General features: G+C 46.3%; 24 protein-coding genes. 5 read left to right on the top strand and 19 right to left on the bottom strand.

Annotated features, from left to right (window positions below; translation table 11 throughout):
- Positions 1-20 precede the first annotated feature (20 nt).
- The 7 genes from QUA07_RS25630 to QUA07_RS25600 form a co-directional block, all read right to left on the bottom strand.
- The gene (locus QUA07_RS25630) at positions 21-2,585 is read right to left on the bottom strand and encodes a penicillin-binding protein 1A (protein ID WP_333330843.1); all 2,565 of its coding nucleotides are present in this window, start codon (positions 2,583-2,585) and stop codon (positions 21-23) included.
- A gap of 241 nt (positions 2,586-2,826) precedes the next feature.
- Positions 2,827-3,837, bottom strand: a complete 1,011-nt coding sequence (gene chlG / locus QUA07_RS25625) for a chlorophyll synthase ChlG (RefSeq protein ID WP_333214815.1) — start codon at positions 3,835-3,837, stop codon at positions 2,827-2,829.
- A gap of 292 nt (positions 3,838-4,129) precedes the next feature.
- Complete coding sequence (locus tag QUA07_RS25620; RefSeq protein ID WP_333330840.1) at positions 4,130-4,612, bottom strand: DUF29 domain-containing protein; 483 nt, start codon at positions 4,610-4,612, stop codon at positions 4,130-4,132.
- 136 nt (positions 4,613-4,748) lie between these two features.
- Positions 4,749-5,453 (bottom strand): helix-hairpin-helix domain-containing protein, encoded by a 705-nt coding sequence (locus tag QUA07_RS25615; RefSeq protein WP_333330837.1) that lies wholly within the window; start codon positions 5,451-5,453, stop codon positions 4,749-4,751.
- A gap of 174 nt (positions 5,454-5,627) precedes the next feature.
- Complete coding sequence (locus QUA07_RS25610; protein ID WP_333330833.1) at positions 5,628-5,975, bottom strand: NINE protein; 348 nt, start codon at positions 5,973-5,975, stop codon at positions 5,628-5,630.
- A gap of 94 nt (positions 5,976-6,069) precedes the next feature.
- Positions 6,070-6,282, bottom strand: coding sequence for a hypothetical protein (locus QUA07_RS25605; RefSeq protein ID WP_333085335.1), 213 nt, complete (start codon positions 6,280-6,282; stop codon positions 6,070-6,072).
- A gap of 353 nt (positions 6,283-6,635) precedes the next feature.
- Complete coding sequence (locus QUA07_RS25600) at positions 6,636-8,228, bottom strand: type II CAAX endopeptidase family protein (protein WP_333330829.1); 1,593 nt, start codon at positions 8,226-8,228, stop codon at positions 6,636-6,638.
- 241 nt (positions 8,229-8,469) lie between these two features.
- Between QUA07_RS25600 and QUA07_RS25595 the strand changes: the two genes are divergently transcribed.
- The 3 genes from QUA07_RS25595 (at position 8,470) to QUA07_RS25585 (ending at position 12,267) form a co-directional block, all read left to right on the top strand.
- Positions 8,470-9,831 carry a histidine phosphatase family protein gene (locus QUA07_RS25595; protein ID WP_333330826.1) on the top strand — a complete coding sequence of 454 codons (1,362 nt, stop codon included), beginning with the start codon at positions 8,470-8,472 and terminating at the stop codon, positions 9,829-9,831.
- A gap of 216 nt (positions 9,832-10,047) precedes the next feature.
- A complete protein-coding gene (locus QUA07_RS25590; RefSeq protein WP_333330825.1) occupies positions 10,048-11,361 on the top strand; it encodes a dihydroorotase in 1,314 nt (437 codons plus the stop codon).
- Positions 11,362-11,511: 150 nt separating this feature from the next.
- Entirely contained in the window at positions 11,512-12,267 is a 756-nt protein-coding gene (locus QUA07_RS25585; RefSeq protein WP_333330822.1) for a 4'-phosphopantetheinyl transferase superfamily protein, read from the top strand.
- A 448-nt stretch (positions 12,268-12,715) separates the two neighbouring features.
- On the opposite strand, the gene QUA07_RS25580 is transcribed toward QUA07_RS25585, so the two are convergent.
- Positions 12,716-13,456 carry a response regulator transcription factor gene (locus QUA07_RS25580; protein WP_333330819.1) on the bottom strand — a complete coding sequence of 247 codons (741 nt, stop codon included), beginning with the start codon at positions 13,454-13,456 and terminating at the stop codon, positions 12,716-12,718.
- A gap of 110 nt (positions 13,457-13,566) precedes the next feature.
- Entirely contained in the window at positions 13,567-13,725 is a 159-nt protein-coding gene (locus QUA07_RS25575) for a hypothetical protein (RefSeq protein ID WP_333330816.1), read from the bottom strand.
- Between the two features lie 265 nt (positions 13,726-13,990).
- Between QUA07_RS25575 and QUA07_RS25570 the strand changes: the two genes are divergently transcribed.
- Positions 13,991-14,737 carry a creatininase family protein gene (locus tag QUA07_RS25570; protein ID WP_333330813.1) on the top strand — a complete coding sequence of 249 codons (747 nt, stop codon included), beginning with the start codon at positions 13,991-13,993 and terminating at the stop codon, positions 14,735-14,737.
- Between the two features lie 153 nt (positions 14,738-14,890).
- Here QUA07_RS25570 and ndk read toward each other — a convergent pair whose 3' ends face one another.
- Positions 14,891-15,340: a nucleoside-diphosphate kinase gene (ndk, locus tag QUA07_RS25565; protein WP_333035325.1), complete on the bottom strand. Its 450-nt coding sequence runs from the start codon at positions 15,338-15,340 to the stop codon at positions 14,891-14,893.
- A 638-nt stretch (positions 15,341-15,978) separates the two neighbouring features.
- Here ndk and QUA07_RS25560 point away from each other — a divergent pair.
- Positions 15,979-16,737: a hypothetical protein gene (locus QUA07_RS25560; protein ID WP_333330811.1), complete on the top strand. Its 759-nt coding sequence runs from the start codon at positions 15,979-15,981 to the stop codon at positions 16,735-16,737.
- Position 16,738: 1 nt separating this feature from the next.
- Here the strand turns inward: QUA07_RS25560 and proB are convergent, their stop codons facing one another.
- The 9 genes from proB to QUA07_RS25515 all read right to left on the bottom strand — a co-directional run bounded on the left by proB (position 16,739) and on the right by QUA07_RS25515 (position 25,207).
- A complete protein-coding gene (gene proB, locus QUA07_RS25555) occupies positions 16,739-17,848 on the bottom strand; it encodes a glutamate 5-kinase (protein ID WP_333330808.1) in 1,110 nt (369 codons plus the stop codon).
- On the bottom strand, positions 17,841-18,368 hold the full coding sequence (locus tag QUA07_RS25550; protein ID WP_333330805.1) for a YqeG family HAD IIIA-type phosphatase: 528 nt from the start codon (positions 18,366-18,368) through the stop codon (positions 17,841-17,843). Before QUA07_RS25550 ends, proB begins: the two co-directional genes overlap by 8 nt.
- 149 nt (positions 18,369-18,517) lie before the next feature.
- A complete protein-coding gene (gene mltG, locus QUA07_RS25545) occupies positions 18,518-19,642 on the bottom strand; it encodes an endolytic transglycosylase MltG (RefSeq protein WP_333330802.1) in 1,125 nt (374 codons plus the stop codon).
- A 247-nt stretch (positions 19,643-19,889) separates the two neighbouring features.
- Positions 19,890-20,468 carry a DUF3727 domain-containing protein gene (locus QUA07_RS25540; protein ID WP_333330798.1) on the bottom strand — a complete coding sequence of 193 codons (579 nt, stop codon included), beginning with the start codon at positions 20,466-20,468 and terminating at the stop codon, positions 19,890-19,892.
- A gap of 313 nt (positions 20,469-20,781) precedes the next feature.
- Positions 20,782-21,243 (bottom strand): Holliday junction resolvase RuvX, encoded by a 462-nt coding sequence (gene ruvX, locus QUA07_RS25535; protein ID WP_333330795.1) that lies wholly within the window; start codon positions 21,241-21,243, stop codon positions 20,782-20,784.
- A gap of 260 nt (positions 21,244-21,503) precedes the next feature.
- Positions 21,504-22,835, bottom strand: coding sequence for a GNAT family N-acetyltransferase (locus tag QUA07_RS25530; protein WP_333330792.1), 1,332 nt, complete (start codon positions 22,833-22,835; stop codon positions 21,504-21,506).
- Positions 22,836-23,026: 191 nt separating this feature from the next.
- Positions 23,027-24,208 (bottom strand): F420-0:Gamma-glutamyl ligase, encoded by a 1,182-nt coding sequence (locus tag QUA07_RS25525; protein WP_333330789.1) that lies wholly within the window; start codon positions 24,206-24,208, stop codon positions 23,027-23,029.
- A gap of 197 nt (positions 24,209-24,405) precedes the next feature.
- Positions 24,406-24,924 carry a GNAT family N-acetyltransferase gene (locus QUA07_RS25520; protein ID WP_333330785.1) on the bottom strand — a complete coding sequence of 173 codons (519 nt, stop codon included), beginning with the start codon at positions 24,922-24,924 and terminating at the stop codon, positions 24,406-24,408.
- Positions 24,908-25,207 carry a DUF1778 domain-containing protein gene (locus QUA07_RS25515; RefSeq protein WP_333051545.1) on the bottom strand — a complete coding sequence of 100 codons (300 nt, stop codon included), beginning with the start codon at positions 25,205-25,207 and terminating at the stop codon, positions 24,908-24,910. The genes QUA07_RS25520 and QUA07_RS25515 overlap by 17 nt, the downstream gene beginning before the upstream one ends.
- Between the last annotated feature and the right edge of the window lie 421 nt (positions 25,208-25,628).

The following is a 25,628-nucleotide window of genomic DNA, read 5'->3' as shown; positions in this document are numbered from 1 at the left end:
CCTTACTCCAAACCGATAGTTTAATATCCCGGTTCTTGATAAGCTGGCTCTTCATAAGCCGGCTCTTGATAAGCTGGCTCTTCATAAGCCGGTTCTTGATAAGCTGGCTCTTGCCACTCGCGATACCGGGGTTGAGGATTGGGATTGTAAGGTACGATCGCACCATCCTCATTCACAATCATCCCCCGAATAATCCTCTTAGGCTCCACCGGTTTAGCCTTAATACTGCCTTTGCGGCCCTCCAACTTCGGCAACTTAGGAAACTTCTCAACGGGCATTCCCTTAACAGCTTGACTCATAAAATCGCGCCAATTGTAAGCCGCCGTACCGCTAGTTCCCCAGGTGGGATAATTGTCATCATTCCCTAGCCAAACCCCAGTCACCACCTGTGGAATGTAACCAATAAACCACAAATCCCTGACATTTTCCGAAGTACCGGTTTTGCCTGCTACAGCGCGATCGTTTAAAGCCGCAGGCCCCCCCGTACCGTCTTGCACAACACCCTCCAACATCCAAGTAGTAATCGCAGCACTATCCTTATCCAAAACCCGCTTCGGTTTAAAATCAGCCTGATAAATCACATCTCCCCGCTGATTAATCACCCGCTTAATTCCGTGGGCTTCAATAAAATTTCCTTGCGCGGCTAAAGTACCGTAAGCATTGGTTAACTCCAGCAAATTCACCTCCGAAGAACCCAAAGCCAGGGAATAAATCGGACTCAATTTCGACTTAATTCCCATATCGTGGGCTACTTTTATCGCCGGTTCAAAACCCACATCCATCAACACCTTCACAGCTACGACATTCACCGAACGCGTCAAAGCATCAGAGATCGATCGCCAACCGCTAAATTTTTTGCCATAATTATTCGGTTGATAGCCGTCGATAATAATTGGTTCGTCTTCGTAACCGTCATAGGGAGAAAAACCAGCCGCCATCGCCGCGGCATAAACCAACCCTTTAAACGTCGATCCGGGCTGCCGCAAAGCCTGCGTAGCGCGATTAAATTCACTTTCCTTAAAATTTCCACCTCCTACGAGGGCCTTAACTTCCCCAGTCTTAGTGTCCATAGAAACTAAAGCGGCCTGTTCAAAACCCTGACGGCGGCCATCAACTTCGATCGCATTTTTAACAACCTGTTCCGCTATTTTCTGCCACTTCAAATCCACCGTCGTCTCGACAGTCAAACCGCCAGCTTCCAAAGCATCCTGAGAAACATAGCGCGGCAATTCCTTCCGAATGTAACTAGCAAAATAAGGCGCGACCACTTTAAATCGCTTCGGCGGACTTGGTTTAACGGCAATAGGTTCCGCCATCGCCTCCTTCGCCTCAGCCTCTGTAATTACCTTCGCTTCCTGCATTTGTTGCAGCACAAGATTGCGGCGTTGCTTAGCAATATCAGGATTAACTAAAGGCGAATATTCGCTCGGTGCCGGCGGCAAACCCGCCAAAGTTGCCATCTCTGCCAAAGTTAATTTATCGACTGTTTTGCTAAAGAAAACCAAAGCTGCATCTGCCACTCCGTAGGCATCCGAACCCAAATAAACCAGATTTAAATATCTTTCTAAAACTTGGTCTTTACTCAACTCCCGCTCTATTTTCTGAGCTAAAAGAGCTTCCCGAACCTTCCGCCTAATACTTCTTTCCTGATTAAGAAAAACAACGCGAGCCAATTGTTGCGTAATTGTACTGCCGCCCTGCACTAAATCTCTCGCTATCAAATTAGAAACAATCGATCGCACAATACCTTGATAATCCACCCCGCGATGTTGATAAAAACGGCGGTCTTCTATGGCAATAAAAGCTTGAACCAAAAGCTCGGGAATTTCTTTAAGTTTCAGTTTATCTCTAGTTGCAGGCCCCGACTGCAACAAAATCGTATTATCTGCCGCCTTAATTGTCAGCGTTCCGTCGCGGTTAAACGCTGACAAATCGTTAACATCCGGCAAACCTTTGTCTAATGTGTACAAAATCCATAAACCGTAGATTAAAGCGCCCCCGCCTATACTTGCCACACCTAAACTTATCCAAAATCTAGGGCGGCGGGGGATACGTTTTTTAGTATTTTCCTGCGGTGCGCTATTTTCCTGTAGTGCCGTATTTATCTGCAGTTGGGTGTTCGGCGATGCGCTATTTTCCGGCAATTCGCTACTATCCGATTTTTGGGGTGATTTAGTTTCCAGCCAACTTAATCCCGGCCGCAACAATTCTTTTCCCTTGGTTTGCAAGCTGGTAACTTGAGGTTCAATTTCCAACCAAGCGATTAAGCGCTTCAACCCTTCCCACCTGCGGTTGACTATTGGATATCGAGCGTATTCTGGTTCTAAATATTCTGATTCTAAATATTCTGATTCTAATTCAGACTCTTCTAGAGGCGCAGCATCTTCTGATACCACATACTCGGATCGCTCATCCTTTTTCCGTGGATAAAATTCCGCCTCTGATTCCGGCGAGTTGAGCTTATTACCCTTCGCAGCCTTCGGCGGTTCTCGATCGGAATTACCGCTTATTGCGTTAGTGACTTTGCTCAATGTATCTTTGATATTTGAGAAAAATTCTGCCACGTTCAGACCTTCAAACCTCATCAAGTCCGATTAAAAATTAAAAATTAAAAAAGCTAGCCTTCTTCAATTCTTAATTTTTAATTCGACATTTTTTCTTGAATAACACACGCTGCCTTGAATTAGCTTTTTTGAATTAAAAACTTTTTAATTCAAAACTAAAAATTCAAAACTTTTCTTAACGCTGCAGAACTTGGTATTTTTTTGAGAGGTGAATTAGATTTTTTGAATTCAAAATTTTTTAACTCAAACCTCAAAACTCTGCTTAACTCGCATGACCCAGTGCCAAGGCTGCTACCAGCATACCCAAAACCAGGAAAGGCTGAGCACTTGCCTGATATTTAACATCATTTTCCAGGGGATTACGCAAAAAGTACATATCCTGAAAAGTAATTTGGGGAATTATCAGCAGCAGCAGAATGACAGCGTAAAGGTTTTGGTGGATGCTGATCAGGTAGCCTGCAATCCCAGCTTGAAAGATGTCGATCATCAAAACGCAAATCCAAGCTGCGGTGCTGATGCCAAACATCACTGGCAAAGATTTTAACCCTAATTGCCGATCGCCCTCAACACTTTTGAAATCATTGACGATCGCAATCCCCAGCCCTGCCAAACTGTAAAACAGGGTCAAAATCATAATCGTCGGATCTAGTGTACCAAACAAAGCTTGACCCGCCCACCAAGGCAGGGCAATGTAGCTAGCACCCAGGGCATAATTTCCCAACCAGCCATTCTGCTTGAGTTTCAGCGGAGGCGCAGAGTAGATATAAGCTAGAAACGCGCCACCGAGAGTCAAAACAGTCATTATCGGGAATTCATGACCCGCCCACAAGTCTAGAGCATAAGCCACCCCAATGCCAGCCGCTAATAATACCAAAATTTGCGTTACTACTTGGGGAATCGAGATGATACCGGAGGGAATCGGACGGTAGGGCTCGTTAATGGCGTCGATTTCGCGATCGTAAAAATCGTTCAAAGTTTGAGTGTACCCGGTCAGCAACGGCCCTGACATCAACATACAAGCTGCTGCGATCAAGAAATTCTCTAAGTTCCAAACATAGTTCCCAGAAGACGCAGCCCCGCATACCACGCCCCAAATTAGGGGAATCCAGGTAATCGGTTTCATCAATTGCAAGCGAATCTTCCAGATAGAAGTTTCCCCGCTAGCGGCCCCTTTCATGCCCAACAGTTGCCTAGTTTTGGCACTGCGGTTTTCGGTAGCAGCACTTTCCGGTGCAGCTTCTGGGGAGATTTGGGATGGAGGAGAGTCAGACATAATTTGATGTTAGCGGTACTGCTACTATTGTGTCGTTTTGCATTTCAATAATAATTCAGATAGCTTACCACTGATATTTAAGGCAGATTCTTGAAAACTTACCCTGGCTTGGAGTTGATGCTAAGGAAAAGTAGGAGTTTCACAATATATTGAGATATCATTTTTTTGTGGAAATGTCAAGAGGATAAATACTTTTTTTATAATTTCGCTGAGGCCGCCTGCAGGGGGAGATTTTTTACCAGCAGGTGCATTTAATGTCAATTACCAGGAGGCGATCGAGTTTTTTGCCATACTACCCTTGAATCATCTCATCTGCCAGAAAATCTGGCAAAAATTCAGAATCTAGAACCTCGACCGAAGTGTAGATACATAATTGCGGAAACGTTTCTACAGGCAATCCAGTTTCAGCAATTGCTTGTTCTGCTGCATCCGCATAGCATTCAGTCAATACCTCTTCAAGATATGGTTTGAGACTGGGGGAATCTTTGATAGCTTTGCGAATGCGTCTGCGATGTTCGGCAATGCTGCCTTTCCAACTACCGCTTCTTTGATCCGGTTGAAATTGCCACTTGAGCAAGTGCAGGAGAATTACCACCAGATTACTCTCTAAACTCCGGCGTTCACTTCGCCCCATGTCTTCTATTTCTGCAATTAGATTTTCCCAGTCGATGTTTGAATAGTCGCGAACCCGCAACTTTTCCACAGTGGTTTCAATCCATCTCAGGTAATCTGTATCATACAATTTTTGTCGTTCTACTTCTAATTTTGTTGTCATAATACTTTTTAGTTGGGCGGGGGCGGGTTTACGAGATGATTGGTTTTAGGCACTTATTGTTGGTCAAACCCGCCCCTACAAGGTTCGATCGCATATTATTGTTTTTTTTGCTTTGGACTTACTTAACAACTGTAAATTAACAAATATGGCGGTATGAATCAAAAGGCAGTCCCGTCCGCCGCTTGACTTCTACAACTGATTTGTAAGCGCCTTTTCTCTGCCTTTCTCTAACTATTTTTTCCGCAACATATCGATCTAAACCGCTGGCGATCAACTCTTCCGGCGAAAGAATATTTAACCGTTTCCAAGTAAACTGCAATTCTTTTTGATAATTGTAGCTGAAGCAAATCATCGGGGCGATGCGTCTGACGTGACTTTCGGGAACTCCGGCTATTTCTGATAACTCTTCGGCGTGGGTGAAAATGTAGCCTTCGTTTTGCAGAGATTCAATATCGTTGGCGTAGACGATCGGCAAACCCAAGATTCTGACCATATCGTCTTTGGTACACTCGTTAATATCTATTTTGCCGCGCACGTTTGCCAGTTCTTCGGCATTCGTCGCACTTGCAGGAACCAGTAAGCCTCTAGGTGCGGTTTTGATCAGATAGCGCTTTTTCAAACTAAAAGCAGTAACAATTTGAGCGATCCACACGATCGTACCCAAATTAGTTGAAGAAGATACCGCTAGTGCTGCTAAAGTAATTGCAACACCCCATCCCATCCAACTACGAATATTTGACTTTTGGCCTGCATAGGCGATCGCCAATCCGCCGAAGTAGGGAATAAAAGCATACCACACCCAATTTGGAGTTTGACGCAGCCAGTATAAATCTTGAGACACTTTAATTTTATCCTTAAATAATTGTGTTCTCACACTTTCTTATTTCACTCCCACTTTTTTAATAGTGGGCTTTTTTCTTCCTTCTTCCTTCTTCCTTCTTCCTTCTTCCGACTTCCATCGGACTGACATCCGTTACATCCGTCGAGCGAATCCGTTGCCGAACTTCCTTCTTAATTACAATTCTCGCAACAGTTTTTGGCGTTTTTCTTCATATTCTTCGGCGGTAATTGCACCCATATCGTAAAGTTTTTTCAATTCGCCGATCGCCCCGGTTACATCTTTTGCCGCTCTGAGGGCATACCCCGACGGCAACGTGCCACCATTGTACTGAACCTGAAAAGCTTGTTCCGACATCAGCAGCAGGCCGATAAAATCGAAAAATGCGAGCAGTGACGGAATTAATGTCCAAGAAAATAGCAAGTATAATACCCCTGCTAAGTTATTGCCCAAATAAAATTTGTGAACTCCGAAACCTCCTACAAAGAAAGCTAACACAACTGCTACGGTTTTATCTTTTACCATTTTTACTTTCCCCAGTTTTTTATTTTAACTTCTGCGATCGACCTTTAACCCTCGACCTTTAACGATCGAGCTAAGTAATCTTACTAATTTTTACTCATTTATTTGGGTTTTTGCGAAACTTAGACATCGCAAAATACAGCAGAACTATACCGACTTGAGCTTGTAGAATGACCAAGTAGCCTCTCAAGAAATAATTTAGTTCGCTGCCTGAATTGAGAGAAAATATTAAAATGCCCAAGGCTGCGTAGGGTGCGAAACGCATCCAACTCGGCGTTCCCTCTAACTTGCGGCTGTTCAAATTGCTCATTGGGTTTAAGCCTCATCCTAAATTAAAATTTAGCTATAAATTAGCCGGATTGTCAACTTCCGTTTGGTGCGATCGCCCGCGCCAGTCTCTCAATCATCAGCCCACAAGATATTACTTCCATGTTAAACCAGGTTTTTCCGCTAAAGTAAGCGACCGGGGCGGGTATATCTGGATCTGTGGCTGATATTACAGATTAGGATGAACCCGCCCCTAATGAAATTCCGGTTATTTTACCGGACTAGATATCAGGGGCGCACCGATCACCCTAATGCTGTTTTTGGCAAGAGTTGATCGCCTGCAGGAAAACTGTCAAAAAAACTCGGTTAATTCACAATTATTAACAACCCCCGAAATTAACTCGCGCCGCCGCCCAAAAGAAACAGACTCAGGAGAGTACCGCTGTTCCAAAGACTGTGGAGAAGCATAGGAGCAAGTAGATTGCGCGATCGCGTGTACACAAACCCCAAAACCGCACCCAAAGTCGCCAAAGGCAGAATCTCAGAGACACTCAAGTGAGCCACCGCAAACAAGAAAGCAGAAGCTGCGATCGCCCCCCAAACAGGCAAATAGCGAGTCAGAGAAGGCAGCAGAAAGCCCCGAAACACAATTTCCTCAAAAACCGGAGCCGCGATCGCAGCAGTGGCGAAAAACACCGCCAAAGCCACGTTGTCCCTACCTTCGAGAACGATCGGCAAAATCGGATTACTGCCACCTTGTCCCTGCCAAAATTGCTGATTAATCAGGGATACCAAAACTACCAAAGGCAAAGCAACAAAATAGCCGCCAAAACCCCACAAAAACCAATTTCCCCGCCAATTAATCCGAAACCAACCTTCCGGCAAAGGCAAAAAAGACTTGACCGAAAAATACAGTACCGAAAGCCCCCCAGCCGACAGCAACAAATAAGTAGCAAAGATATAAAAAGCCTTGTCGCGCGGGTCAAAAGTAGCAGGATTGAGTTTTAAAACAGCCAGAGAAACCGGCAGCAACAAATAGGGAATCAAGATTTGGCCGACAAAGAAAAAGCCGACCACAAGTACCTGCCAAACAATCTCACCGTCCCAAGGCACATCCCAAGTCAAGCTCGCATTTCGCGCCAACACCGGGCCGGAACCTGCTGTATCTAACTGCTTCCGCTGCAACAGCCACTGCACGGTCAAACCAACCAGCAAAACCGTACCAATACAAAGTGCGATCGCCGGAACGCCCACTATAATTGCCAACTTTTCTACAGCTTGCTGGGCAATTACTTGCTCTGCTGCTTGCAGCGCCACCAGCTCTTTAGAACGTTCTTGCAGCTTGTAAAGTTGAGCGAGAGCGCGATAGCGAAACCAGCCATCCAAAGACTTTTGAATGCGCGGCTCGGCATCCGGCAGTAGTTGAGCCGGATTGCTCCAAATTCCAGTTAAAACTTGAGCACTTACCACAGAAGAATCGTCATCACTTTTAGTTTTGTAGCGCTCAACTAAATTTGTCCAAGTTTGGAGAGCCGCCTCAGTTTTGCCACTGCTTACCTGCAAAATCCCCAATCGCAAGTCAAGTTCGTTTAGCAGCACTGACTGTTGATTGATCGACTCTGACGCAGCCTTATTTGGAGCCAAATTCAGAGTATTATCCTCAGACTTAGAGGCGATGGCAGACTGAATTTGTTTAACTTGTGCTTGAGTTGTTTCGAGAGTTTTGCGAGTCGAGTCTCGCGCTTCTTGATATTGCGTCAAAGCCGTATTTAAAGGATCTGCACCGACAATATTGTTGCGCGCCGAACTTAAATTAGCACTCTGATTATTTTCTCCTTGCCACTCCGAGGCGTGCAGCAGCAAATTTGTCTGGTAGAGTTCCAGCCGACTTTGAATTTGCGGCTGATTCCAACTAGCAAGTAAAGATAAACCGACCAGGGCGATCGCGATCGCCGTTAAAATACCTAAAATAACCCGCTTCAGTGTCATTACTGCTTTTCCGTCCCGCGCGAATCCGTGGCTAAATCTTTTCCGTCTTTAATCATAGGTCGTTGCAGACGAGAGTATCCCGACAACTGGTAAAATTTCACTGGCTCATCTTTTTGACTCGCCTCAACAAGACTTACGCCACAAATCCTTGACTCGCCATGTATGGGTAAGGCGTGCACCGCGCACCCGAAGCGCGGTAACAGGCTAAATCTAAAATCTAAAATCTAAAATCTAAAATCGAATGACTCGCATTATCTTAGTCCGTCACGGCAAAAGCACCTACAATCAAGAACGCCGCATCCAAGGCCGCCTCGATAAATCAATTTTGACAGAAGCAGGCCGCAGCGCCGCCCTGCAAGTAGGCGACACACTCAGCAGTATTGCCTTTGATGCCGCCTATACCAGTCCCCTGCAACGAGCCAAAGAAACAGCGGAAATCATCCTGTCGCGCTTGACAAATCCGCCACAACTCCAGCCAACTGATAATTTGATGGAAATCGATTTGCCTCTGTGGGAAGGAATGTTGCGCCAAGATGCGATCGACAAATTCCCCGAAGCATATCAGCAGTGGCAAAGACAGCCAGACAAATTTTCCATGAAACTGCCATCTGTGGATGGCGAAATCGAACACTTTCCCGTATTGGCAATTTTTGCTAACGCCCGTCATTTTTGGCAAGAACTTTTATCGCGTCACCAGGACGGCACAATTCTAGTAGTAGGTCACAACGGAATCAACCGCGCTCTCATCGCCACCGCGTCGGAAATTACCCCGGATTACTATCAATCAATTCAACAGTCAAATTGCGGAATTAGCGTCATTAATTTTGGAACTTCCCCTGTTCCCAACGACGTACTTGGAGAGCCAAAAAAGAAAGTTCCAGTTCAATTAGAGTCGGTTAATTTAACTTCCCATACCGGGGAAATTTTTCCCAAACCGAGGGACGGACACCAAGGCCCGCGCTTGTTACTGGTGCGTCACGGCGAAACCGACTGGAATAAAGCAGGTAAATTTCAAGGGCAAATTGACGTGCCTCTCAACGATAACGGCCGCGAACAGTCCCGGCGGGCGGCAGAATTTCTCAAGGATGTAAACTTAGATTTTGCGATTAGCAGTTCGATGCTGCGCCCGAAAGAAACTGCGGAAATTATTCTCAAATATCACGGCGGTTTGCAACTGGAACTGCGCGATGACTTGAGAGAAATCAGCCACGGACTTTGGGAAGGAAAATTTGAGTCAGAAATCGAACAATCCTATCCGGGTTTGCTAGCAGAATGGAAAACATCTCCTGAAACAGTGCAAATGCCGGAAGGAGAGAATTTGCAGCAAGTTTGGCAGAGAGCGATCGCAGCTTGGCGCGAAATTGTACAATCTGTTTCTGGTACTGGGATTGTAGTTGCTCACGATGCCATTAACAAAGCAATTCTCTGCCACCTATTCGGTTTGGAACCAGAACATTTCTGGAAATTCAAACAAGGAAACGGAGCCGTTAGCGTGATTGATTATCCCCACGGCCCCGATGGTTTGCCGGTATTACAAGCGATGAATGTCACAACTCATTTGAGCGGCGGCGTTTTTGACAAAACAGCAGCCGGAGCACTCTAATTAGTAAAGTGCTGAGCGCGAACCCGTAGCGGAAGGAACGCCCACCGCTACGGGTTCGCGCCTGAAAAATGTTTGAATTTGGATAACAACCGCGCCCGACGCTTAGGAAGTTCTTAATTCCTGAAACTAATGCCGTGGATTGCTTCTTCCATCTTCCTGAGCTCCATTACATCCGTTACATAATCCGTTGCCGAACTTCCTTCTTCCTTCTGTTATATGAGCCGCGAACTGCTACAAAATGTACGAGTGCTAGATCCAGTTTCAGGGAGCGATCGCATCGCTGATATTCTAATTACCGAAGGCCAGATCGAAGCCATTGCAGAAAAAATTGCTGAGTTTCCCGCTGAGACCCAAGTGCGGGATTGCCAGGGACTGATTTTGGGGCCGGGGCTAACTGATATCTACAGTCACAGCGGAGAACCGGGTTTTGAGGATCGAGAAACCCTGGAATCTTTGATGCAGGCTGCGGCGGCTGGGGGTTTTACGCGAGTGGCGATTTTGCCGGATACCTCGCCACCTGTTGACAATTTGGCCGGTTTAGCTTTGTTGCAGCAACATATCCGCAATTTGCCGCCCGGGCTGCCCAGCTTGTATTTTTGGGGAGCGCTGACAGCGGGCGTTAAAGGGCAGCAGATGGCAGAGTTGGGCGAGCTGGCTTCCTGTCCAGTGGTGGGTTTTGCAGACGGTTTACCGCTGTCTAATCCGGCTCTGGTGAGGCGTTTGCTGGAGTATATCAAGCCTTTGGGCAAGTCTGTGGCTTTGTGGCCGTGCGATCGAACTTTGGCAGGAAATGGCGCGGTGAGAGAGGGTGCGCTGTCGGTACGCTTGGGTTTACCAGGAATTCCGGCGAGTGCGGAAACTTCGGCTTTGGCGGTAATTCTGGAGTTGGTGGCATCTGCGGACACTCCGGTGCACATTATGCGCGTTTCTACAGCCCGCAGCGTGGAATTGATTCGAGATGCGAAGGCGCGGGGTTTGCCGGTGACTGCGAGTGTGACTTGGATGCACTTGCTGTTGAATGTCGGGGCAGTTTCAGGAAACTCTAAAGATTCCGGCGGGAAAAATGCTCTGACTGCTTCGTTGCCCTATGAGCCGAATTTACGCATAGAACCGCCGTTAGGGAATCTCAGCGACCAATTAGCGCTGATTCAAGCTGTGAAAGATGGCGTAATTGATGCGATCGCGATCGACCACAACCCGCATACTTATGAGGAGAAAACTGTGGCTTTTGCTGATAGTCCGCCCGGGGCGATCGGCTTGGAATTAGCTTTGCCTTTACTATGGCACGGACTGGTAGAAACTGGCGAATTTTCAGCTTTAGAACTGTGGCGAGTGTTGAGCGCAGGCCCTGCCGTTTGTCTCGGACAAACTCCCCCCATCGTTGCGCCGGGAGTCTCTGCTGAGTTGATTTTGTTCGACCCGGAAATGAGTTGGACTGTTGACGGGCAAAGTCTGAAGTCGCGATCGGCAAATACGCCTTGGTTGGGACAAAAAATAGCAGGAAAAGTTGTGCAAACTTGGATTTATTGACGGTTGGAATTGGGACTTATTTAACGAACCGCGAAGGGCGCGTTAGGCGAAGCCGCGCGTAAGCGCTAGGGCGCGAAGGAAGAGAAAGAAGGGAAAGAAGAAGAGCGGTAATTTGGTAAGTGGAAGCTTTTGATAAGGCAGGGTAAATACATGATTGCTGTCGTTCCTTCGTGGAATTCTCCACCGCTAGACTTGACATTGGATCGGGGCGAAATTCATGTTTGGCGCGTTTCTCTAGCTCAAACTGAATCTTGCTTGGAGAGTTTACAGCAGACTCTCTCAGCAGACGAGCGGACAAAAGCCGAGAGTTTTCACTTTCCCAAAGGTCGATCGCAATTTATTGTCAGTCGTGGGACACTCAGAGCGATTCTGAGTCGCTATCTTAACATAAATCCTCACATTTTGCGCTTTGACTACAATCCCTACGGCAAACCCTCTATCATCGCCGCCCAAGGTGGAAATACCCTGCGTTTCAATTTGTCTCACTCAGGAAACATTGCTCTAATTGCGATTACCAAAAATCGAGATATTGGTGTCGATATTGAAGGCATAAATCCAAACTTTCCTTGCCTAGAAATTGCTGACAAGTTTTTTTCACCCTTAGAATACTCTGTGTTGCTTTCGCTTCCAGAACATCTCCAACCCAGAGCTTTTTTCACCTGCTGGACTCGCAAAGAAGCCTATATCAAAGCAGTCGGCAAAGGACTTTCTATTCCCCTGAATCAGTTTGATGTCACCCTAGCACCAGGAGAACCTGCCGCGCTGTTAAATGTTGAAGACAACCCCGAAGAAGCATCGAGATGGTCTTTAATTGAATTAATTCCCAGTTCAGATATGGTGGCGGCTGTTGCGGTTGCAGGAGATTGCTGGAAACTTCATTGTTGGGAGTGGACGGGGGAGTTTTGATTTATATCAATTCCGGTTGCACCGGAATTATTGTTGACTGTTGACTGTTGACTGTTGACTGTTGACCGGGCGGATCGAAAACTGAATGGTTGAGTGTTAACTGTTGACTCTATTTTATTATTCCGATGCAACCGGAAACGATATTATGCTGAGATGTTGCATCATTCTCAATAAGCTTTTTATAAACAGGCTTTCCGGCCTGTTCCACAAGAAAATTCACTCTTTGTGGAACAGGCCGGAAAGCCTGTTCTTGAGAATGGTGCAAGATGTGAGTTTATACCGATCGCCAAAGGTAAAATATCACGGCAATGGTCACTACAATAGGTCTACGGGTTGAGCCTTCAAGTTCTTGCATTGCGAACTCTACATAGACCAATAAGGACACAACAATGTTGTGCCCCTACGTTTATTTGACTGCAATTTGCCACTCTACAACTGATTTAATAATTTAACCAAATCGATAGCCAAACCCTCGTACCGTAATGATATATTCCGGTTGGGCCGGATCTATTTCCAACTTTTCGCGCAGCCAGCGGATGTGAACGTCAACTGTTTTGCTGTCTCCGATAAAATCTTGACCCCAAATTTTTTCCAGCAACTGATCACGAGACCAAACTCGCCGGGGATAACTCATAAATAGTTCTAGTAAGCGAAACTGTTTAGGAGAAAATTTGACTTCCAGACCACGAACCAACACGCGGCACTCTTCAGGATACAAAGTTATGCTCTTATATTGCAGCATCATCGGTTGTCGCAAATGACCGAGGCGCTGGCGTCGCATCAGCGCCCGACAGCGAGCGATAAACTCCCGCATTCCAAAAGGCTTGGTCAGATAATCATCCGATCCGGCTTCTAGATAAAAAGCGCAATTGTTGGCACTTCCTCTAGCACCGATAATCAAAATAGGGACGGGATTTCCTTGATGCCGTAACATTCGACACAGATCCAAACCGTTAATTGAATCCATAATTAACAGGTTAAAGGCAAATTCACCGTGGTATGACGAAGCAGCCTGTACAGAAGGCAAAGCGTTGCGCCCGTCGCTAGTAACCACCACCTCGTAGCCCTGTTCTTTAAGGGCTAAAGCTAGCATTTCCCGCAACAGATCTTCACCTTCCAATAACAAGATACGGCCGGCTTGTCCAACAGCCAACCTTGAAGGACTTTCGCTTAATTCAGCAGAAGACATAAATATCAGTGGGAGTGATGTTTGTATGTGGCTAGCGCGAGGTACCTTCTTCAGTAGCTGAGGTACTCTCGCGCTGCGATCGCTTGTACGATCGCCATTTGTTTGATCGCTTAGAATCTTTCGCCAGCCCATCCTACAGGCACGCGCTCGACCTTTGCTACTTGCTCGTGTAAGGAATACAGCCGTAGAGCAGTTGTCGGAACCGCGCTGTCTGCCTGCGTCCAGGCCACAGAAGTCTGGTCATTTTTCGGGGTCGGTGTTAATTTCATAAAACATTGCCCGCTGTTAATTGACCACGTAACACCCAATCTAGAGGGATATGCTTGTTATACTACTCTTAAAAGGTTATTAAAAGGTAAAGTTTTGGTTATTAAGTGGTTAAATTATTAACGTTAAGTAATATAACGGTAAAGGTGCGATCGCACTTTAAGAGCTTTTTTTAATAATACAATAATAAGTTGCCCCAAAGTCCTTTTTTTTCCCGTGCCGGCTACGATCGACGATAGCAAGTAAAAATTCTGTAGACTGCCTATCATGTTGCTGCATTTGAGTACCTGGCCCGAGGTAGAAGCTTATCTCGAAAGCTCCCTCGGCATAATTATCCCGATCGGCTCCACGGAACAGCACGGGCCCACCGGCTTGATCGGGACTGACGCCATTGCTGCCGAGGCGATCGCCCGCGGTGTCGGCGAAGCTGCCAATGCCTTAATCGGCCCCACAATTAATGTCGGGATGGCCTTGCACCACACCAGCTTTCCCGGCACAATCAGCTTCCGACCCCAGACTCTAATACTGGTAATCAGGGATTATATCACATCTTTGGCAAAAGCGGGATTTGAGAAATATTTCTTCATTAACGGTCATGGTGGCAACATTGCGACAATGAAAGCAGCATTTTCCGAGACATACGCGCATTTGTCAGACTTGCATTTACCCAATGCCGATAAAATCCAGTGTCAAATCGGCAACTGGTTCATGTGCGGTTCAGTTTACCAACTAGCAAAAGAATTATACGGAAACCAAGAAGGTTCCCACGCCACCCCCAGCGAAGTCGCCTTAACCCAGTACCTTTATCCAGAAGCAATCAAGCAAGCTCAGCTTTCGGAACAAGTCGGTTCCGGACACAAAATTTACGGTGCCGCTGACTTCCGCCGCCGATTTCCCGACGGGAGAATGGGTTCAAATCCGGGCTTAGCAACCCCCGAACACGGTCAACAGTTTTACGAATTAGCAGTCAAAGAATTGACTAATAATTATTTGGAGTTTTTAAGTTCCGATTAACGTTTTTTCTTCTCGTTACCAGCCAGCTCCTGGTAACGAGTAAACATCTCAAACTATTCTATAGTTTACAGTTATGAGTGAGTCAGCGACATGATATTTCATCTGTCTAAAAAAGGCTATATCTCCCGATTAACCACCGGGAGAATATCAAAACTATTCCACAATCCAAGGAGTTAAACAAGGTGTCCAAGCACTCAATTCTTCTTCCTTGAACCAAAGGCTAATTTCCGCACGGGCAGTCTCGACAGCATCAGAACCGTGAATGAGATTACGGCCGACATTGACGGCAAAATCGCCCCGAATTGTCGCAGGTTCTGCATTCAGAGGATTTGTGGCGCCAATGATTTTTCTCGCCGATGCCACAACGCCGTCGCCTTCCCAAACCATCGCCACTACAGGGCCTGAAGTGATAAAGTTTACCAATCCAGCAAAGAAGGGTTTTTCTTTGTGAACATCATAATGTTGTTCCGCTAGTTCGCGACTCGCCGTCATCAGCTTCATGCCAACTAACTTAAAGCCCTTGGCTTCAAAACGACCGATAATTTCGCCGACGAGTCCGCGCTGTACGCCGTCGGGCTTAATCGCTAAAAAAGTCCGTTCCAAGATTAACTCCTATAATTGTGTTAACTGATCCAAAAGATAGAGTAACTCAGAACGCACCTAAAGGCAATTCTGAGAATGGGAAATTGTTATTTTGAGACTTATGGCCACAGGAAGAAGGAAGAAGGAATAACAAGAGGGAAGAGGAAAGAGGGAAGAAGCAATAAAACCAAGGGTTAAAGAAACCGGGTTTCTCAGAAAAATTTTTGTTGAGCAGCGATGAATCTGCAAAGAAACCTGGTTTCGAGACTCCTATGCGTCTAGGACTGATTTGCAGGCAGCATCCCGATTTTGTAAACACCATTTTTTAGGAGTTCGAGCAGAATGCTCACTTGCCTAGATAAGCTAATCAGCCTTTAACTTGCCTGTCAAAAAATAATCCAACTTTTGTGGGGTCGCTTTGAGCAATGCCTGAAATATGCAATCTAAATGTAGAACATTTTATCTCTAGTGAATCAGATGCTCGAACTTCTGGCACAATATGATACAAGTCACAATTTCCTGTGACTGCCAACACTCTTACCTATGATCTAAAATACAAATATGTATGATAATAAACACAATTATTTATGCTCGATAATATAGATAATTAACGGAGGTATGAAGATTATCTTGACAGCAACCATTTAGGCGAAAAAAGTATGAAAGCCATTGTAGCATTCATTGAACCCAAAAAGCAAGAGTTTGCAAAATTGCCCTTGTTTGACTTTCTAGCCAACAAAGATATTCACGCGAATCAACGACTAATTTTTGCACCTGTACTCGCTCCTTTGGCTGTGGGCTTGAGCGATTTAAATAAATATGTGCTGCGAGAATCTTCTAGTAATAACAACGTTCAGGAACTGATTAATAAATATACTTATAAAAAAAACTATTATTGGCACGACTATCTAGAATACCTAGAGGAGCTGGGCTTAAACCAATTAATGAGTTACGGCGATTTCAGAATGCTTTGGGGTGAAGAAACTAAAAAAACTCGATCGCTTTGTTCAGTGATCGAACGCTACGCTTGGAAAGCCTCTCCCATTCAGAAACTGGTGTTAGTGGAAGTCCTCGAAGGAACTGCCCAAGTTTTTTTTGAGGCGGCGCTAGCAGTGGTAATGGAATTACAGCAAATTAACCAAAAAGAATCTGTTGATTTTGGAGGTTCTTATGGGGGTTTAGAAAATTATCACCTTTTAAACACGCCAGAGATGTTGCAAATTTTAGCAGAGATCAAACTTACAGATGCGGAATACCAAGCAGCTTTAGAATTAGCACAAAACTTATTTGAACTGTTTACAGAAGCGATGAACGAGCTGTTCCAACACAGCCAAACAAATTCTTGCAAGACTGTGCTGCAAATATCCTCAATTTCTGCCTTTGCTCATTGCCCGATCGACTGTCTCGATATTTGTTAGTTTAAACAATCACTAAATTATCTCGGTGTACCGCCGTTTCTACGCCTGCATAGCCTAAAATATCAGCAATTTTCTCTGACTTGCAGCCCTGGATTTGTCTCAGTTCTAAACTGCTATAATTCACAAGTCCTCTAGCAATTTGCTTGCCGGCTGCATCGCACAACTGCACGGAATCATCAGCTTGAAATTCTCCTTCTACTTGAGCAATACCCGCAGCTAAAAGCGATTTTCCACCGTGGGAAATTGCCTTGACAGCACCCGCATCTAAATATAGTTTTCCTGCTGGAATTAGCACGTTAGCTATCCAGTGTTTGCGAGCGTTTACAGGGCGCGGTTGAGGCTCGAATTGAGTACCGATCGACTCTCCGTTAAGTATTTTCTCGATATTACCAGGAAAGCAGCCGTCAGTGATGACAGTCCGCACTCCCGATGCAGTTGCTATTCTCGCCGCTTCAATTTTTGTCACCATTCCGCCGGTTCCCCAACCGCTGCGGGAATCTCCTGTTTGCACCTGAAATTCTGTGAGCTGTGCCATACTTTGGACTAGGGCGATCGGCTGCGCGTCGGGATTGCTGCGCGGATCGGCGGAATACAGCCGATCGACATCTGTGAGCACAAACAACCAATCTGCTTCTACCAAACTCGCTACTAGCGCCGAAAGCGTGTCGTTATCGCCAAATTTGAGCTCGTCTACCGCTACTGTATCGTTTTCATTGACGATCGGAATCACGCCCAACCTGAGCAATTGCTGAAAAGTATTGTAAGCGTTAACATAACCGTTACGCTGCACTAAATCGCCCCTGGTGAGCAATACTTGAGCGATCGGCTGTTGCAGAGTAGTAAACAAGTCATCGTACACCCGCATCAGCCGCCCTTGGCCCACAGCCGCCACAGCCTGTTTCATAGCTATGTTTCGCGGGCGTTCAGTCAAACCCAAGCGCGCGCAGCCAACCCCAACCGCACCCGAAGAAACCAAAACTACTCGATGACCTTGCTGCCGCAAATCAGCTAAAATTTCGACCAATGCAGCAATAGTTGAAAGAGCTAAGTTTCCTGTAGTCGATCGAGTCAGAGTCGAAGTTCCAATTTTAACAACAATAGTTTTAGTCATGATCTTTAATTTTCAGAGATGCTCCCAAAGCTTGAGAAACCCAAACTTCAAAAGAGCGCACCGGATACTTGCGAAGCGCATACCCAGCATCAACCATTGGTTCTACTAAAATAGTAAACATACCCAAACGATTGCCTGCTAAAACATCAGTAAAAAGTCGATCGCCCACCATCGCCACCTGTTCCACCGGCAAATTCATCGCCGTCACTGCTGTTCGCAACTTGCGGCGCGACGGTTTAGCAGCACCAGTGATGTATGGTAGATTCAAAGAATCAGCAATTCGACCGATCCGATTTTGACTTAAATTATTGCTTGCCAACCATAGCGATACCACGGGTTTAATTTCTTGTACCCACAAGCTGAGTTCAGGAGAAGCATTCATAGCCGTAATGGGAACAAGAGTTTCGTCCACATCCAACACTAATCCTTTAATCTGATATTTCTCCAGAATATCAGCCGTTAACTTCATGACTGAATCGCCTAGAACTAAGTCAGGCTGTAGTAGTTTACCCCAAGTCATAATGATTTTAGATTTTAGATTTTAGATTTTAGATTGAGAAATAAGAAATTGGGAGTTAAAGATTGAAAAAGTAAAAAATCAAAAGTGAATAATTATTGCTTTTCCTTTGTTACTTTTGACTTTTTACTTTTTTATTAGTCATTGCCCATCTATTGACCCGATCGCACTTGTCGGTCAACTTTAGCCACAGCCGCATCGTGTTCCGCCTGCGTGCGGCTGAAAATGTGAGTGCCGTCATACCGCGCCATAAAATACAGGTATTCTGTATTTTCTGGAGTCAGAGTCGCTTCCAAACTTGCTATTCCCGGAGATGCGATCGGAGTTGGGGGTAGTCCTGGATTTATATAAGTATTGTAAGGAGAAGGCGTTTCTACTTGCTTAAAAGTCAGAGGCTTTTCCTTAGTTTGCCTGATGCCGAGAGCGTATTCAACTGTCGGGTCAGAGCCCAACGCCATACCCTTTTTCAGACGGTTGTTGAACACTCCAGAAATGCGGTTCCGCTCGGAAGCAACCACAGCTTCTTTTTCTACAATACTGGCCAAAGTCACCCATTCTTTGAGAGAAAGCTTCGTATTATTCTGATTTTTTTGATATACCGGCAAAGCTGTCTGCTCGAAACGGGTGAGCATTTGTGTGATCACAGCTTGAGGAGTAATTCTATCGCCGTCTAGCTGATAAGTATCCGGGTACAAAAAACCTTCCAAATGAGGCAATCCGCTCGGTAGCCAAGGGTATTGAGCGTAAGGAATTTGACTCGCGGCCGCCATAAACTCCTTAGCCGGGAAAAAACCTTGCGCTTCAAAATAAGCGCTCATTTGTTGCAGCGACCATCCTTCTGGAATAGTGAAACTCTGCTGTACGACTTCGCCCTTCCAAATTTTGTCAGCAACTGCACTCAGAGGCTGAGTCGGCGACAGTTGGTAAGTTCCTGCTTGAAAACCTCCCTCGCGGTTTTGCAGAGTCAGCCAGCGGGCCCACATATTCCATGCCGAGCTCGATCGAATCAGCCCCGCTGCCTCTAAATCCCGGCCAATTTTTTGACTGGGAGTACCCTCCGGGATTTGGATCGAAACAGCAGCATCCTCTGCCGGATTCCCCGATGAGGATGTTATTTTAGGCGGCGCCGAAGCCCAGCTCCACCAAGCCCAGCCTTGCCAAGCGCAAACCCCCCAGATTACCGGCAGCAACGCCAGATAAAACAACCATTTAGAGACTTGCGGAGTACCTTTTCGGCTCTCGCGCGCGCTGCCTTTTGTCATTTGTTCTTTATTCATAGTCCGTTGTCTTGGATAAGCGGCGGGTAACTAGCGACTAATGACTGATGACCTGCGATTGATGACCGAAAAGTTACGAATACAAGCCCTTTAAAAGACCCAATTCACGCGGCCCAATTCAAAAGCCCGATCGCGGAGGCAGAAGCTGCCATCTCGAAAAAGTTCGATCGGGCGAGCAGTTTACTTTTTTATAAAATAGTAAAAAATTCTGCTTTTTGCCATCAGGGCTTGTGCCTGCAATTAATATCTAATCAAGCTCGTCAAAGAACTGGTCTTCCAGCATAGGTAACATCGGTTCCAGCCTTTGGAACTCTTCTTCCGAGAGCAATTCTGGCTTGCCGTCGTCATCCATTCTAGCCAAGATAAAGAACGGGTCTAGAGGCGTATAAATCGCATATTCCTGTTCTTCGTGGTAGAAACTGGTCAGCCACATCAGTTCCTCGAACTCGGACTCCTCATCTGGATCGACATCGGATGCCATATCCTCTTCGGGAAATTCCGGCAATTCGCCAACCACAGTCAACGTCACCGCCGTGCGCCGGAGCGTCAAGTTCTGCTCTTGCAGGACAACTTTAGCGGTATCAAAAATTTTGTCAATTTCGGTCTCGTCTTCTACAGGAATTGCAGCTTCGTCGTTATCGTCTCCGTGCCAGGTAAAAATTTCTACTGGGGAGTCAATTGGCAGCAGCAAAGCGTATTCTTCACCTTCTAGGTTCATAGAATATTCTATGTTGCAAGTCAGCGATCGCCCAACTTCATCCGTCAGGGTGACGGACTCTTCGTTGGAATTGCCATTCTCTTTTTTGCGGTATGGGGATGAGGACATCGCGTGTATCTTAGTTTTCCGTCAATAATTCAGTAACGTTTGCTTGACAATTGGGAATTTTCGTGGCGATATTCTGGCTAAGTGGGCGATCGCCAGTCCACCAGCTTAAACCGCGAGACTCGCGACCTTTTCCACAGGCGAGGAGTGCAGCGTTTAAATCTCAGTCGAGTCAGCAAGCGACACTGAGGACAAATCACGATTTTGTGCTTCTTCAGTACCGAGGGTACAGCAGAATTTTCTCCATTTTGTCAAGGGTTACAGGTGTGCGTAGCAAACTTGCACAACCAGGATATCACGCCTTTGTTACCACCTATCAAGGATTGGGAAGGGCGGAGATATTTTGCCTCCGCTCGTCTAGCCACTGCTGCAAAATCAGGGCTGCTGCTTTGCGATCTATCGAACCCTTATTATTTTGCGACGGCGAAATCCCTGAAGCTTTCATCAATTCCTCTGCCTCAACCGAAGTCAGGCGCTCGTCCACGTATTCTAGGGGGAGCTCTAAGGCGGAGGCGATGCGATTCGCATATTTCTGCACCTGTCGGGCTTGAGCACCCAATTCTCCGCTCAGGGAGTAAGGCAAGCCTGCAACCAAAATTTGCACTCTCCGCTCTCGCACGAGTTCTCGGAGATAAGCTACGTCTCGATCGAAGGACGATCGTACCAGTGTTGTAATGCCCGTAGCTATTAAACCGGTGCCGTCACATCCGGCGATGCCGACTCGTTTGAGGCCGATATCTAATCCCAGTGCAGAAATCCATAATTTATCGTTGGACATTATCAATCAATTTTAGATTTTAGATTTTAGATTTTAGATTTACTGTTTTTTTGCGGAAATAATCTTATTTGACGAACCGCGAAGACGCGAAGTGCTCGAAGGAAGAAGAGAAGAAAGTAATAAGAAAATAGGTAATCTTAAGTTGATATCAATCAAAAGCAGAAGGGAGATTTTGGGATGATGACAGAAAAAAATGAATTTCTTGGATGATTAATTTTCTTTTTTTCTGCCTTCTACCTTCTACCTTCTGCTTTCACTTATTAAGAATTAACTTCTCCCGGCCCGCCGCCGTCTAGAGGCAACTCCGGCAAATTTAGAGGCAAAATACTGCTGGGATCTCTTGCTGCTGATTCGGAATTCTGGAAGTTCAAGGGGTTAACTTGATTCGTTTGGCTGTTTCCTGAGTCAGCCAACAGAGGTTTGATCTCGGAGGATGCGGGCCCGGCTGTGGCTTCCCCAGCCATCGGGCCGAGCCAGGACATCCGGCCCGGTACTGGTTTGCGAGTTGGCTGGAAGCTTTGCAGCATTTCTGATAGCTGGAGTCCTTCGAGAGAGACCAACTTGGACTCGCGCAATTTGTGCCACACCGATCGAGACATCAGCAAACTGTGTTCCACGCGCACTGCTCCAAATTGCTCTAAATAAGCTTCCCGTTCCGGCTGATAGTCAGCGGAAGCCAGTTGCAGGCTTTGAACCGGGAAATCTTGAACCAGCCGCGCCATCTGGGACAGTAGTTCTGGGTAAAGCCAAGTGTAGGCCGGGTGTACAGTCAACTGGGCGACGTGCGGTTGCTGGCCGTTGCGGGATAGCTGCACCTGAAAATAGCCGATCGCGGCTTTGCGCTGCGGTTCAAACACGTAGCCACTGACTACCTCGGTTTTGCCCAGCCACTGTCTGACACCTTCGACTAAAGCGCCGAAAAAACTGGTTTTGAAATCTTGAATGTGGCGATCGAATACTTGGCGCACCAGCGGCGGCATAGACGCGGTATCCAGTTGGTATAGCAACTGAGCGTCTGCGTTGCTGACGGGCAGCAGGTTGGGCAAATCTGGCGTCGAGGAAGCCATTTCTTGCAGGCGTTCTGGGGCGATCGTCCAGTAAGTCATCTGGGCCAAAGGCTGAAACCCGTTTTGCCGATACAAAGCCAAGGAAGTGTTGTCGCCGACATTCACTTCCAACAGCCACGTGCGCGCCTCCCAGACTGCCTCAAAGCAGTACCGCAGCAGCATGGAACCAATTCCTTTGCTGCGGGCTTCCGGGTCTACTCCTATGCGATCGATCCGCCAAGTGCTGCGGGTGCGGTTGAAAGGAGAAATCTGAATTATGCCCTTAACGCTCCCTTCTTCTTCGGCAACATGGGCCCGGAACAGGGACTGACAAGGGTTGGGAAACAAGCTAAAAATCTTTAGTAGTCCGTACCAGCGACGAATCTGCTGCAACTTTCTACCTAGTACCACGTCGCAGCTTGCGCCCTTGCGGTTTTCTGGCTCTTCGGCTGTTTCCGCGCACAGTTGTTCCATCACCTCGATATCGCGATACTGAAACGGGCGAATCACAACCTGGTTTTGGTTTTGGGAGGGAAATGAAGTCATAGCATAAAAGTGGAGAATGGAAATTTAAAAATAAAAATTCAGAAAGGGGAAGAGTTAGATAAGTTTGGAGTTTTGAATGGGTAAATTTTGATTTCAAAACTTATAACTTTTGATTCTTCTCCCTTTCTTGCTCGATCGAAAATTAAAAATTGCAAATCATCTTTTTGAATTTTTAATTTTCTGTTTTCAACTCAAGATTTTTGTTGCAGAGGTCGAATTACAACGACCGGTGTTCGCTCGTCAGCATTCCCGGCGGGGTTGCTTCGCAAGGCTTGCTCTAAGAATGTTACCGATAAATCGGAGGTCGCTGCTAATATCTTAACTGCTTTCAAGTCATTAGCGTCTACGATCGCCGCCGCAAGTCCGGTTTCTCGTTGAATTTCTTCTACAACTTGCTGGGGATTGTCCGGGCCTAGGACAATAAATTGGTCGAAGGGAGGCAAAGTCCCGGTAACGTCGTCGATCAGTCTGGCTTGTTCCCCTGCTAGTTGGTAAAAGACTCCCGGTTTACCGAATATTTTAGCCACAGCGCCGATCGCAAATGCTGCTACTACGCGCCAAGGGCCGACTACATCAACCAACGTCTGCATTCCGCAAGCTGTAGCCAAACTCGACATGGGTAAGAAAAACAAACACACTCGCTTCGCCGCCCATCCTGGTTTGACTTCACTGGGATGGCGATAGCGTCCCTGCATCAAAGCCAAGGGAGTCTCTGCGAGGGCGACAATATCGCCTTTCTGGGCGCGCGGCAGCACGTAACGCTTGACAATTTCGACGGGATTGTCCAATTCCGTCAGGATGTGGGTGCGAATCGGCAAAACTTCGGCAACTCCGACATTTCGGGCATTAGGTACTGTCTCCGAGTTGGGAAATTGCAGCGGGACTACTACGTTACGGACTTTCGGGATGCGGCCACCTGGGCCGTAGGTGACGAAGTGTACTTGCACCCAAGCTGATTGCAATTTGGTTAAATCTTGCCCTTGAATGTCTACAGAAACTTTAATTTTCGTGTTTTTTTGGGCTTTAACAATATAGCCGAACCAGTAATCGTCTGCTCTGGCTGCTGCGTCTTTGTGGCAAGGAATCACCTTTGTCTCGGAGGTAACGCCATCCAAACTTCCGTCAGACAGCAGTTTCACCTGTGCCCGCACTTCCGGCAACATAATCTCAAATCGCTGTGTCAGGTTGCGGAACTCCATTTCCCCGACTAAAAGATAGCGGTTGGGTTCCGAGATGGCTAAGTGCCATTCTCCGGCTGTTAGTTCTAGTTTATTTGCACTTCCAGTCCGGCGATAGTTCAACTCTAGGCCCAATCCGCCCAATGCTAGCAGCGAACCGGCTGCTGCGATTCCTGTTGCTAAAGTCTCAATCACTCAAATCACCGCCAATAATATTTTGTGTTTACTGTAGTCGATATCGGGTACTTTGAGCGCTGATCCGGTAGTAATTGGATTGTGTTCAGTTTGTTGGGGGCGATCGAACTTATGCAAAATTAGAGGTAAGGGCGATCGCGCGTCTGTGGTGGCGGGGTTGGAGAGTGGGATGGGCGATCGGTTTTTAACAAAATCAACTAAATGTTAGAAGTTTGACAAAGTTCTTCAACCGATTTCATTGGTAGATAAAGCTTCATCGGGTTTTGTTTAAACTTTTGAAAACCATATTTTTGATAGAAATTGGCTGCTGGCTCATCCAGAGCTTCTGCAATGACAGCGAGAGATGCAACTTGTGCAGTTGCCAAGAGTGCTTTTGTCAAAGCATCTATCAGAATCAACTCACCGAGATGTTGACCTTGGTAAGTACGATCGACTGCCAAACGACCGAGCAATGTAGCAGGTAGAAGGGGATAGCGGGGCAGCTTTTTTGCAAAAGATTCATTTAACTCTGCGAGTTCAATGGTGTATGCAGAAAGCCTATAATAGGCAATCACATCTGTGTTGGGAGAGTCCACTAAAACGAATACGATTGCGACTTTCTTTTTGATATCCTGAGAAGCTTGTTTGCGGATGTAGTTGTCCAAACTATCTTGTCCACAACAAAAAAGCTCTCTGTGATGTCTGCTGCTATCTAAGGGTTCAATTGTGAGTACCATCGCCCATCACTTGTTTGTAGCGCAAGGCTGCTGCTTTGAGAGCTTGATTCGGCTGGGTTGGATTCAGTAGGGCATTTACGAAAGCCTCGCTGTCGTCAAGGTCAAGTTTCAGTCTTTGGTGCTGTTCAATAACTTTGGAAGCGACTGCTTGAACGCTGGCGATGACGAAATCTGTTAAGGTACGTCCTTCTAAGTCAGCGGCTTTTTGCCAAAGGGCTTTAATCTCTGGACTGATACGAGCCTCCAATCGGGCTGACGGTTCCGATTTAGTAGTTTTAGTCATACAAAATACGGTAGATATAATCTCTCTATTATATACGGCATTTTGCCGTATGTGACGCTAAAATTTAGGAGCGATCGAAATTATGCCCAATTACGCGTAAGTGCGATCGGGCTTCTGTGGCTAAAGCGGTCAAGTTGCTGTTCAAAGAGCTCTCCTCGTGAGTTAGATCACTCCAAAATCTGGCGTTGCTTAATCAGGGTATGGAAAAAATCAGTTGAAAATCCCGAATCTTTGTGGATACTGGTTTCTCTGACTTGCATATTTAGCTTTTCCGACCGTAAATCAGCAACGTCTACAAAACAAATCACTTAATTCAATTATTTAATGGTAGCAACTTTTTTTAGAATCAATACTCCGGACAGTTTTTAAGCAGCCAGAGTACCATAAGACAAGACTGAAGGAAGGTTAGGGTGATTTAAAA

It is taken from the genome of Microcoleus sp. T3_A4, assembly GCF_036700465.1.
GTDB lineage: Bacteria > Cyanobacteriota > Cyanobacteriia > Cyanobacteriales > Microcoleaceae > Microcoleus.
The sequence above is the reverse complement of the archived record's forward strand: the minus strand, read 5'-3'. Positions and strand labels throughout refer to the sequence as shown.

Coding starts and splice junctions, on each gene's coding strand:
- QUA07_RS25550 (WP_333330805.1), bottom strand. CDS start 18,368: ATGACTTGGGGTAAACTACTACAGCCTGACTTAGTTCTAGGCGATTCA.
- QUA07_RS25630 (WP_333330843.1), bottom strand. CDS start 2,585: ATGAGGTTTGAAGGTCTGAACGTGGCAGAATTTTTCTCAAATATCAAA.
- QUA07_RS25620 (WP_333330840.1), bottom strand. CDS start 4,612: ATGACAACAAAATTAGAAGTAGAACGACAAAAATTGTATGATACAGAT.
- QUA07_RS25595 (WP_333330826.1), top strand. CDS start 8,470: ATGACTCGCATTATCTTAGTCCGTCACGGCAAAAGCACCTACAATCAA.
- proB (WP_333330808.1), bottom strand. CDS start 17,848: ATGACTAAAACTATTGTTGTTAAAATTGGAACTTCGACTCTGACTCGA.
- QUA07_RS25575 (WP_333330816.1), bottom strand. CDS start 13,725: ATGAAATTAACACCGACCCCGAAAAATGACCAGACTTCTGTGGCCTGG.
- QUA07_RS25600 (WP_333330829.1), bottom strand. CDS start 8,228: ATGACACTGAAGCGGGTTATTTTAGGTATTTTAACGGCGATCGCGATC.
- mltG (WP_333330802.1), bottom strand. CDS start 19,642: ATGAATAAAGAACAAATGACAAAAGGCAGCGCGCGCGAGAGCCGAAAA.
- QUA07_RS25560 (WP_333330811.1), top strand. CDS start 15,979: ATGAAAGCCATTGTAGCATTCATTGAACCCAAAAAGCAAGAGTTTGCA.
- QUA07_RS25570 (WP_333330813.1), top strand. CDS start 13,991: ATGTTGCTGCATTTGAGTACCTGGCCCGAGGTAGAAGCTTATCTCGAA.
- QUA07_RS25515 (WP_333051545.1), bottom strand. CDS start 25,207: ATGACTAAAACTACTAAATCGGAACCGTCAGCCCGATTGGAGGCTCGT.
- chlG (WP_333214815.1), bottom strand. CDS start 3,837: ATGTCTGACTCTCCTCCATCCCAAATCTCCCCAGAAGCTGCACCGGAA.
- QUA07_RS25530 (WP_333330792.1), bottom strand. CDS start 22,835: ATGACTTCATTTCCCTCCCAAAACCAAAACCAGGTTGTGATTCGCCCG.
- QUA07_RS25590 (WP_333330825.1), top strand. CDS start 10,048: ATGAGCCGCGAACTGCTACAAAATGTACGAGTGCTAGATCCAGTTTCA.
- QUA07_RS25605 (WP_333085335.1), bottom strand. CDS start 6,282: ATGAGCAATTTGAACAGCCGCAAGTTAGAGGGAACGCCGAGTTGGATG.
- QUA07_RS25610 (WP_333330833.1), bottom strand. CDS start 5,975: ATGGTAAAAGATAAAACCGTAGCAGTTGTGTTAGCTTTCTTTGTAGGA.
- QUA07_RS25585 (WP_333330822.1), top strand. CDS start 11,512: ATGATTGCTGTCGTTCCTTCGTGGAATTCTCCACCGCTAGACTTGACA.
- QUA07_RS25520 (WP_333330785.1), bottom strand. CDS start 24,924: ATGGTACTCACAATTGAACCCTTAGATAGCAGCAGACATCACAGAGAG.
- ruvX (WP_333330795.1), bottom strand. CDS start 21,243: ATGTCCAACGATAAATTATGGATTTCTGCACTGGGATTAGATATCGGC.
- QUA07_RS25580 (WP_333330819.1), bottom strand. CDS start 13,456: ATGTCTTCTGCTGAATTAAGCGAAAGTCCTTCAAGGTTGGCTGTTGGA.
- QUA07_RS25540 (WP_333330798.1), bottom strand. CDS start 20,468: ATGTCCTCATCCCCATACCGCAAAAAAGAGAATGGCAATTCCAACGAA.